Here is a 12870-nt window from a genome sequence, read left to right as displayed (position 1 = left end):
AGTGAATCTATCGCCAAATCCTTCAAGCGGCTTAACGCCGGCCGGCACTGATGACGTATTAACAGAAACAAAAGTATCTGATATAAAGCTGGCTCTTCGCAAAGAGCCAGAAATTCAAAATTTAGCACGCACCATTGATGAACGCGACCAGATTCAAGTATTAGAGTTTGGGAAAGAACCAGCGGTACAGGTCTCACGCTTTTCCGATCAAATCCTCGCAAATATGCGGACAACAAAGGTGGAAGATTCCGGGGAACTGCTCAAACAGCTAGGCCGCATCATGGACCGTTTTGATCCAAAGGACTTTCAAAAATCATCTCCCGGCTTTTTTGGCAAGCTGTTCAAAAAAGGCGAAAAGATGATCGAAAAGATTTTTGGCAAATATCAAACCATGGGTTCAGAAATTGATAAGGTCTATATAGAAATTTCAAAATACCGTCAAGAAATGGTCGAGTCGACAACAATGCTCGAGCAAATGTATGAACAAAACTATCAATTTTACTTAACGCTGGAAAAATACGTAGTGGCAGGCGAAATCAAAGTGGAGGACCTAAAAAACCACCAGCTGCCGCAGCTTGAAGCCCGCGCAGCCGCAGGAGATCAGCTAGCTTCCATGCAGCTCGATTCCCTTCGGAATGCCATCGAGCTTTTAGAACAGCGTATTTATGATTTAGAAATGGCCAAAATGGTAGCGCTGCAAACGGCACCGCAAATCCGGTTATTGCAAAGAGGAAATACGAAGCTGATTGGAAAAATCAATTCAGCCTTTGTGACAACGATTCCAATTTTTAAAAATGGTTTAATTCAGGCAGTCGCGGCAAAAAGGCAAAAGCTTGTAGCTGATTCGATGAGTGAGCTTGACCGCCGCACTAATGAAATGCTCCTGAAAAACGCACAAAACATTTCCCAGCAAAGCACGGATATCGCAAGGCTTGCCGGCGGCCCAAGCATTAAAATTGAAACGATTGAAGAATCCTGGAACATCATCATCAAGGGCATGCAGGAAACAAAAGCGATTGAAGAAGAAAACAAACGCATGCGTTTAGAAGGAACAAAGCGGTTAGAGCAGCTTCAAGATAATTTCAAGAAAATGAAACAACAATAATTTAATGAGGTGATTGATATGGCAATTAATTTACAAAAAGGTCAAAGAGTGGATTTAACAAAAGGGAACCCTGGGCTTGCGAAAATCATGGTAGGATTAGGCTGGGACCCTGTGCAAGGCGGCGGTGGCGGCGGATTATTAGGTTCTTTGTTTGGCGGCGGCGGGTCTTCCGCGAACGTCGACTGTGATGCTTCAGTCATTATGCTCGGTGCCAATGACAAGTTGCAAAACAATAAAGATGTGATTTATTTTGGCAATTTAAAAAGCAATGACGGCAGCGTTCAGCACTCCGGCGACAACTTGACAGGAGCTGGCGATGGCGATGACGAGCAAATTATGATCGACTTAAGCAGAGTACCTGCTAATATTCAAAAGCTGGTTTTCGTTGTAAATATTTATGACTGTGTAAAGAGAAAGCAGCATTTTGGCATGATCCGCAATGCATTTATCAGAGTTGTAAATCCAACCAACAATCAAGAGTTAATCAAATATAATTTATCCGATAACTATAGCGGCTTGACATGTCTTGTTACCGGCGAAATTTATCGCAATAACAATGAGTGGAAATTTGCGGCAATCGGCAGCGGCACCAATGCAGCAAGCCTAAGTGAAGTAGTTCGATCATATTCATAATGAGGTGATACTTTTGGGCATCAACTTATCTAAAGGACAAAGAATTGATTTAACAAAAACGAATCCGGGGTTAACGAAGGCCATTATCGGTCTTGGCTGGGATACAAACCGTTATCATGGCGGCCATGATTTCGATCTGGATGCTTCGGCGTTTTTAACGGATGCAAACAGCAGGGTGACACAGGATTTAGATTTTATTTTTTACAATAATTTAGTTCATCCTTCCGGTTCTGTTGAACATACCGGGGATAACCGCACCGGTGAAGGAGACGGCGATGACGAACAAATCAAAATTGACTTAAGTAAAGTCCCATCGCATGTAAGCCGGATTGCGATTACGGTCACAATTCATGATGCCGAGGCAAGAAACCAGAATTTCGGGCAGGTCAGCAATGCCTTTGCCCGTGTTGTCGATGAAGAAACGAATCGCGAGATCCTTCGTTTCGACCTCGGCGAGGATTTCTCCGTAGAAACGGCTGTCGTCATTTGCGAGCTTTATCGCCATAACGGCGAATGGAAGTTCAATGCAGTCGGCAGCGGCTTCTCAGGCGGCCTAGCTTCACTATGCCGAAACTTTGGGTTGGAAGTTTAATTTTTTGATATGGAAAGCTGCTGCCGAATTGGCGGCTTTTTCTTTTTTGAAGATAATGCATCGGGGTTCATTGCCCGTTGGAGCAATATTTTAGTGGGTACGTTAAATTAAATTCACTTTCATTGCCTGAGGGAGCTATATTTAAGTGGGTGCGGGAAATGAAATGCCATTTCATTTCCCACGAGAGCTAAATTTAAGTGGGTACGGTAAATGAAACGCCATTTCATTGCCGGTGGGAGCTAAATTTAGTGAGTAAGGTAAATGAAATGCTCTTTCATTGCCCGAGGGAGCCCAATCTATGCTGTAACGGTTAATGAACTATCTTTATAAAATCTTAAATTAGAAATAATCCCCATTTTTACCTATGAAATTCCGAATCTACCAATCTATTTACCATGTTATAATTCTACTAAAACAATAATGTACAAATTGGGGGAATTAGCATGCGTAAATGGGTAATTGCAATCATGATGATTTGCTTGTTCCTTTCCATAAATACCACATCTCAGGCGGCAATTGATGGTGTTAGACTTGTGGATTATCCGAGAAATTCTATCCTCTATCAATCACTTACTACAAATAAATCGCTAGACCAACTAAATCAAATTATCATACTTACGAAACAGCCATTCAATCAAAAAGAAGCTGCCGCGATCATAACACGAATAGGTTCGCTTCCAAGTACTATTTTAGATAAAATCACTAACCAAGGCATTAACCTTAAGCTGTTTACCGGGAAACTTACCGACAACCCTACAGCAAGTAATCTGGCGGGGCAAACACCACGAGGCTATCAAAACAACGTTACGTGGGATGATGTCCCAGGAATAGGCGGTTCAAAGGTTGTTCTGGTGAAAATCGGTGCAAGCGAAAAGGGGAAAGGTCACGGATCTGTTAACTTAGAGCTCCATGAAATGGCCCATTCCATTGACCGATATGTTTACAATGACATAAGCGGAACTACCCAATTTCATGATATTTGGGAAAAGGAACACAATCTAATTTTCCCTGGTACCAGTTATTTCTTATATCCGGAAGAATATTTTGCTGAAAGCTTTGCGATGTACTATTTAAATAAAGAGACGAAAGAGCTCTTGCGTTTCAAAGCTCCTGAAACGTATCTTTTTATTAAAAATTTAAACTAATTTTTTAAAATAAAAATTGAATAGAAATTGAAGCACAAACCTCAGTTATGTTCGTGCTTCTATTTTATTATCAAAGGATTTTTTAGTTTTGCTTTTTTCAAATTGTCTCCCTAAAAACTAAACTAACATATAGGTTAGAAGTGACAATAGAAAAGAAGCAATTAAAATAGCAATAAGTGGGCGAATTGCTTTGGTACGCAGTTCATTTAAGCTAATATTAAATCCTAATCCGATCATAGACATGGTTAAAAGAAATGATGTGACAGCTGCAATATCAGACATTACCTTTTCGGATAGTAAAATCCCGTGGCCTATGATATAGCTCCCCACAAAACTCATCGCGATAAACCCAATTAAAAACCATGGAAATTCGAATTTTGCCTCTCCTTCTAATTTACCTTTCTTTTTCATCCAAAGCATAAGGATAAAACAAACCGGAATTAATAAAAATACTCGTGAAAGTTTAGCTAGTAATGCGTGAGTAAGCGCATCCTGACCTGCAGGTGCAGCGGCTAAAGCAACATGACCTATCTCATGCAGACTGGTTCCAACCCAATTTCCGTAATCTATTGGACTAATAGATAATAAAGGAATGATTAACGTATAAACGATTGAAAATATTGTTCCGACTAATGCGATGATGCCAACACCCATAGCCGTATCTTCATCTTTTGCTTTAACAATTGGTGAAACCGCTGCGATAGCAGCAGCACCACAAATACCAGTACCAACACTTAATAAAAATGAAAGATTAAGATCTGCTTTCAGCCATTTTGCAATGATCATCAAGACAACAATTGAAAAAATAATCGTACCGGCTCCTCTTAACAAAAAGGGCAATCCCTGATGGAAAACTACGGCCATGTTAAGCTTTAGGCCATAAAGGATAATGGCCAACCTTAAAAGTCTTTTTGATGAAAATTGAATCCCAGTACGCAATCTTTCAGGATATCCAAAAACCTGTCTATAAATCATTGCAAGTAAAATGGCACACGCAAGTGGTCCAATATGATTAAGACCTGGTAGTGCTGCCAATATAAAACCGAACAAGGCGATAATCAATGTAAAACCTATTCCATATATCAAAGAAACATTTAACTTTTTTTCAGCTTTTTTATGCCCGATAGGACTGGAATTGATTAAAGCTTTTTGTTCCAATTTTTTCATCCCCTCATTCGCATTAGTTAATATTATCGTATCGAATGATTTACAATAAGGAAAATAAATGATTATTATAGTTGTAATAAGTAAATACGATAGATGGAGTGAACAGATGGATCAACTATTATCGGTTTTTATCTCTGTAGCTGATAAAAGAAACTTTTCTAGAGCTGCGGAAGAGCTTCATATGACTCAGCCTGCCGTCAGCCAGCAAATACAACAATTAGAAAAATACATTGGCACCAAACTTCTATTGCGAACAAACAAAAGTGTAGAGCTTACTAAAGCGGGTAACATTGTCTACCTACATGCAAAAGAAATAACTGCCTTATATAAACGAATGACGATGTTGGTGAATGAATTAAATAACGAGCCTACTGGACCATTAAAAATCGGTGCGAGCTATACTTTTGGAGAATATGTGTTACCACATATACTTGCAAGAATGAAGAATCTATTTCCTAATATCATCCCTTCGGTGCAGATTGGGAACACAAGAGATATTGCCAGAGCAATCACCAGTCATGAAATCGATGTAGGGATTGTGGAAGGGGATATATCTCAGCGAAATATAGCTATCAAAACAGTTTCGACAGACCAAATGTTTATCGTGGCAGGGGGGAATTATCAAAATTTCTCCAAAATGGAAGTTTCACTAGAACAGTTGGAACAAGAAAATTGGATTGTCCGTGAAGAGGGATCTGGGACAAGAGATGCAACAGAAAAATTATTTCAAGCTTTACAAATAAGTCCTCCAAGGTTGATGGAGTTTGGCAGCACTCAGCTTATTAAAGAAGCAGTTGAAGCGGGGCTTGGGATTAGTTACTTATCTGAACTTACTTTTAAAAAAGAAAGACTAATGGATACCATTCGAGCATTAAAGGTTAAAGGGACACCAATAAAGAGAAATTTTTCGGTTATAACTATATCTCCTGAACTGCACACAAAATCTATCAATTTATTTATTGAGTTAATAGAAAATCATTTAAAAAATTAATAATAATCAAGGGATAAAGCCTTTGTTACTGGGGTTTGTCTTTTTATTTTGGACAAAGGTGGATTTCGCATTTTGTTATAAAATGCTATACTCATTTCTGACATTAATCTAAAATTAATTTGGGGTAATAATCTAATATCATAAATATAAAATTTTTTACTGAAAGAAATTTAAACTCGTTGTAAAAAAGAAGAATACATACAGAGGGGAAATTATAAATGAGAGATTATTTAGAGTTACTGGAAGATTTACTAGAAAATGGTGTGCAAAAAGGGGATCGCACAGGAACTGGTACTTTGTCTGTATTTGGCCGGCAAATCCGATTTGATTTAAGCAAAGGATTCCCGCTCTTAACAACGAAACGTGTGCCTTTTCGATTGGTAGCAAGTGAACTATTATGGTTTTTAAAAGGGGACACGAACATTCGTTATTTACTTGAACATAACAATAATATTTGGAATGAATGGCCGTTTAAGAAATGGGTTGAAAGCGATGAATACCAAGGACCTGATATGACTGACTTTGGAATCAGAAGTCAAGTAGATGAGGAATTTAAAAAACTGTATGATCAAGAGATGGAAAATTTTAAGAAACGAATCATAGAGGATGATCAGTTTTCCGAAAAATATGGAAAACTTGGCCCGGTATACGGATCCCAATGGCGAAAATGGGAAAAGAAAAACGGAGAGTTTGTCGATCAAATTGAACAGGTCGTTAACGAGATTAAACAAAACCCAAATTCTAGACGACTGCTTGTCAATGCCTGGAATGTTGGTGAAGTGGATGAAATGAAACTGCCACCTTGTCATTATGCCTTTCAATTTTATGTTGCAGATGGCAAGCTATCGTGTATGTGGCAGCAAAGATCGGTCGATACCTTCTTAGGTCTTCCCTTCAACATTGCAAGTTACGCACTGTTAACACATATGGTAGCCCAGCAATGTGACCTCGAAGTGGGGGAATTGATTTTTACTGGCGGGGATGTTCATTTGTATCTTAATCATATTGAACAGGCGAGATTACAATTATCCCGTGAAGTGCGATCCTTGCCACAACTAAAGATACAAACTAGACCTTCATCGATTTTTGATTATAAGCTTGAAGATTTTGAAATCACTGGTTATAACCCGCATCCACATATTAAAGCAGAGGTAGCTGTTTAACATGAATTTCTATAACAAAGGAGGGGACAGCGTTTGATTTCATTTATTGTCGCCATGGACGAAAATAGAGTAATCGGCAAAGAAAATCAATTGCCTTGGCACCTGCCAGAGGATTTAAAGTTTTTTAAACGGGTTACAATGGGGCATCCGATTGCTATGGGCAGGAAAACGCACGAATCCATTGGCAGGGTACTGCCGGGCCGGGAGAATATCATCATTACCCGTCAAAAAGGTTACGAATCCGAAGGTTGTACCGTTTTTTATTCAATCGAAGACTTTGTTAAATACTGCCGCGAGCAAAGCGATGAAATTTTTGTTATTGGCGGGGCGGAAATATTTAAAGAAACATTCCCATATGCAGACCGCCTATACATCACCCATATTCACGAAAAATTTGCCGGTGATACCTTTTTCCCTGAATTTGATCCTAAACAGTGGGAACAAATTTCTTGTGAAAAAGGAATAAAGGATGAAAAAAATCCCTACGATTATGAATTTCGGATTTATGACCGAAAAGAGTAACATAAAAATAAGCATCAGCTCATCGCTGGTGCTTTTCTTAACCTTTATTTTAAAAATAGGATCCATTTACTTCATACTCTGTCAGTTTTGCAAGCATGCCTCTAAATTCATGTGGATGGCAAAATTCTTCTTCACGGAAATGTGCTTTGACCCAGGCGATTAATTCTTTTGGGCTATTAAAATATTCTCCACTCCGATCGCTTTTACGAATGGTGTATCTACCATTGTCATCATCAATGGTCACTTCCACTGGCAGGGCTCCGTCAAAACTACAAAGTGAAAATTCCAACCATTTCACATCCATTCCCTTTCAAATTTCCATTAGTATATGTTCCTGATGTTCAAATTATATGCAAAAAAAAAATAGTTGTCAAAATATTATAAAAATTCTATTAAATAAATTGCCATTGACTATAAAACTGGTTATTGTTAAATTGTCTAAGGAGAGCTTTTTATACTTAGCAATTGGTAATTATCACAAATATATTTTTTTTGTAGATTTTGTGAATTTAATATGAAATATTGCATAAAATTTACCCAAATCGATTTTTCAATACTATAATCGTAGTAGAAATTACAAAAGTTAAAGGGGATGTAGATCCATGTTTTCGAATATCGGCGTTCCAGGACTAATTTTAATTTTAGTGTTAGCACTGATTATTTTCGGACCAAAGAAACTTCCAGAGATTGGTCGTGCTTTTGGACAAACTCTTAAAGAATTTAAAAAATCAACACGTGAATTAACAGAAGATGTAATGGAAGATATTAAGGATGAAAAAGAAAAGTTGACTAAATAAGGTGTAAGATATGTGTCTTGCACCTTTTTCTTCTCGATATTTATTAAATCATATTTACCTTTAAAATTGGCAGGGGAAGTACATGGAAGATAAAGAATTACACTTAGTAGACCATTTAGAGGAATTGCGTAAAAGGATTATCATAACGGTGATATCCTTTGCTGTTTTTTTTATCGGTGCCTTTATTTACGTTGATGATATCTATAAATGGTTTGTCGGAGATCAAAAACTGCAGGTTCTTGGACCAAGTGACATTATGTGGATTTACTTTATGCTCGCAACTGTTGTGGCCGTGGCTGCGACGATTCCTGTTTTAGCATTACAAATTTGGTTATTTGTAAAGCCAGCGCTAAGACCGAATGAACAAAGAATTACATTATCTTACGTCCCGGCATTATTTTTCTTATTTATTAGCGGACTGGCCTTTGGCTATTTTGTCATCTACCCGATGGTTTTAGATTTCCTCGTGAATATGGGACAGGGCATGTTTGTCACGAATTTCACTGCGGAACGTTATTTTAGTTTTATTATGAATATGACTCTTCCTTTTGGAGTTTTGTTTGAGCTCCCAGTGGTGGTTATGTTTTTAACTTCATTAGGAATCATCAATCCGTTTGTGCTAGCAAAAATCCGAAAGTACGCGTATTTCGTTTTAATTATTATTGCGGTTGTGATCACACCGCCTGACTTTATGTCTGACTTTGTCGTAACACTGCCGCTTTTATTGCTTTATGAGGTCAGTATTAACTTATCAAAGTTTGTATACCGGAAACGGTTGAAAAAGCTACAGGAAGAAGAATTAGTGGAAGCATAAATAAAAAGACCTTAAGGGGTGGATTACCGCTCTTAAGGTCTTTTTTCACGTTCTATTACTTACTCATTTGTTCCTTCATCCAGGCTTGAAATTTTATATAGTTAAGATATTCCCGGAAGTCTTCTTTCTTTAGTCCATCCTCCACAGCCCCTCTTATTAGCACGACCCATTCATCATCTAATTCAATGGGGGCATCATTTTCTGTTTGTTCCTTCTCCAATAAATATTCAAGATTTGTCCCCAAGGCTTTAGCGACCTTGTATAAGAATTGGAGCGAAGGATTGGATTGTAATCCTCGTTCGATATGACTTAAATACGATTTTGAAACATCTGCTATATTCGCCAGCTCACTAATAGAATAACCCTTTTCCTGCCTCATCTCCTTAATCTTAATCCCGATCATAATCCCAAACCCCTTTAATTTTAATCCAATTTTAATCTTGATGTAAGTACATTATAAAGAACAGTATATTCTTTATAAAATACAATTTCAATTAGAAAATCAGAGAAAACAAGAGAAAAATCGTAAAAAACCTTTGAAATTAAGGGAAATTGCCATTTTACAAATATTTTTATAGTAGGAGATAATATTTTGTAGGTTTGTTCTTTAATAAGAACAAAAATGATTAAAGAAAAATTAAAAGGGGGAGTAAGAATCAAAACAATTTTTACAAGTAAATAATCCTAGTCCATTTTAAAGGTAAACAATGATGCAAACCTGGATTTTAATTACTCAGTAAGAACTCGAAAGATATCTGGAGATGATTATTTATATAATCAGTTTATTTTAAGGGTATCAAATGCTGCTGGCCCACTTTTTGAAGGGAAATCCAAGGATTTCATTAATTTCCCATTAGGAACAATCGCTGCTTTTGAAAAAAATGATTTAACTTTTTCGGTGGAACTTCATAAATAATGGTAAAAATCAAGGTCTATTTTTACATTTTCCAAAAAATATCTTTTACCAATCCAAAATCCATGAGATACCATTATATTTCATTTTTACTTCAGGACTAACTTGGATTCTCTTCTTTTATGGAAATAAAATTCATAAAATGATTATTTTAGTTTACTATCTAGCAATTGATACGGAGCTATTGAAATGTATAAAAAAACTGCCTCCATTGCCATAAACCCTCCTTCAGCAGCTGTGACACCGGAACATTGCTCTGTTCCTACTGCCATCACGACCTCACCAAAGCCAACCTCCTAGATGCAGACCGTCACCGTAAAAACACCCCTCCATTATTCTTAATTAAATCAAATTCCAATTAAAATGTTCACAAAATATTTTTTCACCCAAGCATATTTAGACACATTTCGGGAAGTAAAAGATGTATAATATAATCAAACGGGTGAAAAAGAGGATTGATATTTTGTTATTCAAAAGCCTAGAGTTCAAAAATGATATTGGACAGAAGGTTAAAGTCGTCGAAATTCCTGTATTGGGGGAAGATAGCACTTATAAATTTATGATCCAAGTCCGTTTACAGACGTATATTACGTCAATCTACAAGGAGCCAAGCCCTAAAAAATGCTACTCCTTTAAAGACTACTTGAAGAAGGTCATGAAATGGCCGGATTATGAACAATTATTTAAAGTGGCAGAATTAAAGAATAATGCTTAATGTAAGGGGAGCACCGGGAAACCGGTGTTCTTTTTGTTATTGGCTATATTAATGATAAATGTCCATTATGAGCTTGGCATAATGCCTGTTAGCCTCCAAAAATTATAAGATGGTAATTAAGAGCGGGTCCTAATGCCCTCGAGTTCATAAAAAATGAAGAAACGGTAAATAGGAGACGTCCCTAATGCCCGAAAGCCTGTAAAAAATGAAGAAACGGTAAATAAGAGACGTTCCTAATGCCCGAAAGCCTGTAAAAAATGAAGAGACGGTAATTAAGAGAGGTTCCTAATACCCAATAGTCTGTAAAAGATGAAGAGAAGGGAATTAAGAGCGGCTCCTAATGCCCAAAAGTTCATAAAAAAATGGAGAGACGAAATTAAGAGTTGTTTATTCCAAATGCCGGGGTTTCATAGCCCTCTTTTAACAAAATGAATAACGAAAACCCGTGATTTTGTTCCAATCAATCCCCTAAACCTGTATAATACAAAGCAGTAACATTAGGGAAGTGAACAAATGAGCAAAATTAAAATTGTAACCGATTCAACGCTAGACATTTCCAAAGAAACGGCTGAACAATTGGGGGTTGTAATCGTGCCGTTATCGATAACGATAAATGGAGAAACCTATTTGGACCGGGTGGATTTAGATCCGGCTGAATTTATTGAAAATATGAGCGCTGCAAATGAATTGCCGAAAAGCTCCCAGCCTTCAGCGGGTTCTTTTCTAGAAGTTTACGATCGCCTTGGCCAAGAAGGCTATGAAATCCTGTCTATCCATATGACCGGAAAAATGAGCGGTACGGTTCGCTCAGCAGAAAGTGCGGCCCAAATGTCAGAGTCAAAAGTGACCGTAGTCGATTCAAAATTTATTTCCAAGGCCCTTGCCTTTCAAGTTAAGGAAGCAGCCGAAATGGCAAAGCAGGGGAAAAGCATGGAGGAAATCCTTGACCGTTTAGAATCGATTCGCGACCATACGAAATTATATATTATGGTGGATACGTTAGAGAATTTGGTTAAAGGCGGGCGGATTGGAAAAGGCAAGGCCTTTATCGGCTCTCTCTTAAATATCAAGCCGATTGCTTCACTTGAGGGTGCGGAATATACACCCGTTACGAAGGTGCGCAGTCATTCCCAGGTTGTCAAATTTATGGTCAAGCAGTTTGCTGAGGATGTAAAAGGGAAGACGATTCGCGGCGTCGGAATTGCTCATGCCGAAGCACATGAACTGGCGGTAAAAATAAAAGAAAGTATTATGGAATTAACCGGCCTACAAGACATCGAAATTGATTACACTGGTCCAATTGTCAGTACCCATACTGGACCAGGTGCTTTAGCCTTAATGTATTACGTCGATTAATAAAAGGATGGTGCCATCAAAGGGCGCCATCCTTATTTTGTCTTTACTGCTTCTTTGCCAGCTTCGGGTACCGACAAGCCTAATCTGTCCAGATGTTTGCGGATACCGCTCCGTTCCCATGTTTTAAGAATGGTATTTTCCAAACTTTTTTTCGGGTAGAAAATTCCTATGCTTGTGAGTTCTTCAAACGAAAGTCCTTCACGGACATATTTCTCAATAGTTTGATCGCGCCTGTCAATGATTCCAAGGAATTTATCCATCGCCTTCTGAAAATCCTGCTTTGAAAAAATCCCTTTTTGGTGGCCGGTAATATAGGTTTCTGCATCAAGGGACAGCAGACGTTTACCTGAAGTGATAAAATCCTCAATATCCCCATCAGTACCGTTATACCATGGACCAAAAGAGGTCATATCGTAATCACCAGCAAATACAACGCCTTGTTCCGGGAAGTAAGGGCATGACAGCCCGCTTGTATGACCAGGTGTATGAAGAAAATGTACCTTTACTTTTCCAAAGCGATATTCCACTTCATAATCATAGATCCCCGATATTTCTCCAAGGTTTTTCACCCATTCCTGCGGGAGGTTTTTTTTCCATTTCTCTACACCAATCGGGCCCCATTCCTGATAAACGCCATTCGCCTTAGCCACCCTTTCAATAGACTGTGACGTTTCAAATTCAATGGGGTTTATCCATTTTGTGATGTCCGTAAAAAAGTAGTTAAAGCGAGTGTGATCAGGATGGTAATGTGTATTGATGATTAAGTCAAGTCCGTAATCCTCATAAATCTCTTTTAATAGGTTCGGGTCTGCTCCGGTATCGACCAAAAGCTTTTCGGAATCATTGATGAATAAGCTTCGGGAATAAGGGACCTTACTGTTATTTGGGCCTTCTAAAACCATGATTGGTCCAAAACGCTTCATGATAAACACCTCTATTAGTTAAAAGGTTCCAATT

The 12870-nt window shown here is 38.0% G+C and carries 16 protein-coding genes; 11 read left to right on the top strand and 5 right to left on the bottom strand.

Annotation, left to right across the window (positions count from 1 at the left end; genetic code table 11):
- The first annotated feature begins 1 nt into the window (after position 1).
- The 4 genes from ACIFOT_RS03020 (at position 2) to ACIFOT_RS03005 (ending at position 3475) form a co-directional block, all read left to right on the top strand.
- Positions 2-1105 (top strand): toxic anion resistance protein, encoded by a 1104-nt coding sequence (locus ACIFOT_RS03020; protein WP_430061508.1) that lies wholly within the window; start codon positions 2-4, stop codon positions 1103-1105.
- Positions 1106-1123: 18 nt separating this feature from the next.
- Positions 1124-1738, top strand: coding sequence for a TerD family protein (locus ACIFOT_RS03015; protein WP_430061506.1), 615 nt, complete (start codon positions 1124-1126; stop codon positions 1736-1738).
- Between the two features lie 13 nt (positions 1739-1751).
- Positions 1752-2330: a TerD family protein gene (locus tag ACIFOT_RS03010; RefSeq protein ID WP_430061504.1), complete on the top strand. Its 579-nt coding sequence runs from the start codon at positions 1752-1754 to the stop codon at positions 2328-2330.
- 443 nt (positions 2331-2773) lie between these two features.
- Positions 2774-3475 (top strand): anthrax toxin lethal factor-related metalloendopeptidase, encoded by a 702-nt coding sequence (locus tag ACIFOT_RS03005; RefSeq protein ID WP_430061502.1) that lies wholly within the window; start codon positions 2774-2776, stop codon positions 3473-3475.
- A gap of 117 nt (positions 3476-3592) precedes the next feature.
- Here the strand turns inward: ACIFOT_RS03005 and ACIFOT_RS03000 are convergent, their stop codons facing one another.
- The gene (locus tag ACIFOT_RS03000; protein WP_430061500.1) at positions 3593-4642 is read right to left on the bottom strand and encodes a YeiH family protein; all 1050 of its coding nucleotides are present in this window, start codon (positions 4640-4642) and stop codon (positions 3593-3595) included.
- 106 nt (positions 4643-4748) lie between these two features.
- Here ACIFOT_RS03000 and ACIFOT_RS02995 point away from each other — a divergent pair, with 106 nt between their 5' ends.
- The 3 genes from ACIFOT_RS02995 (at position 4749) to ACIFOT_RS02985 (ending at position 7318) form a co-directional block, all read left to right on the top strand.
- Positions 4749-5633 (top strand): LysR substrate-binding domain-containing protein, encoded by an 885-nt coding sequence (locus ACIFOT_RS02995; RefSeq protein WP_430061499.1) that lies wholly within the window; start codon positions 4749-4751, stop codon positions 5631-5633.
- 218 nt (positions 5634-5851) lie between these two features.
- Entirely contained in the window at positions 5852-6796 is a 945-nt protein-coding gene (locus ACIFOT_RS02990) for a thymidylate synthase (protein ID WP_430061497.1), read from the top strand.
- 33 nt (positions 6797-6829) lie between these two features.
- Positions 6830-7318 carry a dihydrofolate reductase gene (locus ACIFOT_RS02985; protein WP_430061495.1) on the top strand — a complete coding sequence of 163 codons (489 nt, stop codon included), beginning with the start codon at positions 6830-6832 and terminating at the stop codon, positions 7316-7318.
- Between the two features lie 49 nt (positions 7319-7367).
- On the opposite strand, the gene ACIFOT_RS02980 is transcribed toward ACIFOT_RS02985, so the two are convergent.
- Positions 7368-7607 carry a hypothetical protein gene (locus tag ACIFOT_RS02980; RefSeq protein WP_430061588.1) on the bottom strand — a complete coding sequence of 80 codons (240 nt, stop codon included), beginning with the start codon at positions 7605-7607 and terminating at the stop codon, positions 7368-7370.
- Positions 7608-7920: 313 nt separating this feature from the next.
- Here ACIFOT_RS02980 and tatA point away from each other — a divergent pair, with 313 nt between their 5' ends.
- Both tatA and tatC read left to right on the top strand, forming a co-directional pair.
- The gene (tatA, locus tag ACIFOT_RS02975; protein WP_191271979.1) at positions 7921-8115 is read left to right on the top strand and encodes a twin-arginine translocase TatA/TatE family subunit; all 195 of its coding nucleotides are present in this window, start codon (positions 7921-7923) and stop codon (positions 8113-8115) included.
- Positions 8116-8197: 82 nt separating this feature from the next.
- Complete coding sequence (gene tatC, locus ACIFOT_RS02970) at positions 8198-8929, top strand: twin-arginine translocase subunit TatC (protein ID WP_430061493.1); 732 nt, start codon at positions 8198-8200, stop codon at positions 8927-8929.
- Between the two features lie 55 nt (positions 8930-8984).
- On the opposite strand, the gene ACIFOT_RS02965 is transcribed toward tatC, so the two are convergent.
- Together ACIFOT_RS02965 and ACIFOT_RS02960 are read right to left on the bottom strand one after the other, a co-directional pair.
- Positions 8985-9332, bottom strand: coding sequence for a helix-turn-helix domain-containing protein (locus tag ACIFOT_RS02965; RefSeq protein WP_430061491.1), 348 nt, complete (start codon positions 9330-9332; stop codon positions 8985-8987).
- Between the two features lie 656 nt (positions 9333-9988).
- Positions 9989-10114, bottom strand: a complete 126-nt coding sequence (locus ACIFOT_RS02960; RefSeq protein WP_430061489.1) for a hypothetical protein — start codon at positions 10112-10114, stop codon at positions 9989-9991.
- Positions 10115-10305: 191 nt separating this feature from the next.
- On the opposite strand from ACIFOT_RS02960, the gene ACIFOT_RS02955 reads away from it, so the two are divergent.
- Both ACIFOT_RS02955 and ACIFOT_RS02950 read left to right on the top strand, forming a co-directional pair.
- Entirely contained in the window at positions 10306-10557 is a 252-nt protein-coding gene (locus ACIFOT_RS02955) for a DUF2535 family protein (RefSeq protein ID WP_430061586.1), read from the top strand.
- Between the two features lie 513 nt (positions 10558-11070).
- A complete protein-coding gene (locus tag ACIFOT_RS02950; protein WP_430061487.1) occupies positions 11071-11913 on the top strand; it encodes a DegV family protein in 843 nt (280 codons plus the stop codon).
- A 32-nt stretch (positions 11914-11945) separates the two neighbouring features.
- On the opposite strand, the gene ACIFOT_RS02945 is transcribed toward ACIFOT_RS02950, so the two are convergent.
- Positions 11946-12836, bottom strand: a complete 891-nt coding sequence (locus ACIFOT_RS02945; protein ID WP_430061486.1) for an MBL fold metallo-hydrolase — start codon at positions 12834-12836, stop codon at positions 11946-11948.
- Between the last annotated feature and the right edge of the window lie 34 nt (positions 12837-12870).

The organism is Neobacillus sp. NRS-1170, assembly GCF_050468025.1.
Note: the sequence above shows the minus strand (reverse complement) of the source record. Positions and strands in the feature narration are given on the sequence as shown.

Bases quoted from the DNA above. Each gene is read 5' to 3' on its own strand.
- ACIFOT_RS03015 (WP_430061506.1), top strand. From the start codon at position 1,124: ATGGCAATTAATTTACAAAAAGGTCAAAGAGTGGATTTAACAAAAGGG.
- ACIFOT_RS03005 (WP_430061502.1), top strand. From the start codon at position 2,774: ATGCGTAAATGGGTAATTGCAATCATGATGATTTGCTTGTTCCTTTCC.
- ACIFOT_RS02990 (WP_430061497.1), top strand. From the start codon at position 5,852: ATGAGAGATTATTTAGAGTTACTGGAAGATTTACTAGAAAATGGTGTG.
- ACIFOT_RS02965 (WP_430061491.1), bottom strand. From the start codon at position 9,332: ATGATCGGGATTAAGATTAAGGAGATGAGGCAGGAAAAGGGTTATTCT.
- ACIFOT_RS02950 (WP_430061487.1), top strand. From the start codon at position 11,071: ATGAGCAAAATTAAAATTGTAACCGATTCAACGCTAGACATTTCCAAA.
- ACIFOT_RS02995 (WP_430061499.1), top strand. From the start codon at position 4,749: ATGGATCAACTATTATCGGTTTTTATCTCTGTAGCTGATAAAAGAAAC.
- ACIFOT_RS02945 (WP_430061486.1), bottom strand. From the start codon at position 12,836: ATGAAGCGTTTTGGACCAATCATGGTTTTAGAAGGCCCAAATAACAGT.
- ACIFOT_RS02960 (WP_430061489.1), bottom strand. From the start codon at position 10,114: ATGGCAGTAGGAACAGAGCAATGTTCCGGTGTCACAGCTGCTGAAGGA.
- ACIFOT_RS03000 (WP_430061500.1), bottom strand. From the start codon at position 4,642: ATGAAAAAATTGGAACAAAAAGCTTTAATCAATTCCAGTCCTATCGGG.
- tatC (WP_430061493.1), top strand. From the start codon at position 8,198: ATGGAAGATAAAGAATTACACTTAGTAGACCATTTAGAGGAATTGCGT.
- tatA (WP_191271979.1), top strand. From the start codon at position 7,921: ATGTTTTCGAATATCGGCGTTCCAGGACTAATTTTAATTTTAGTGTTA.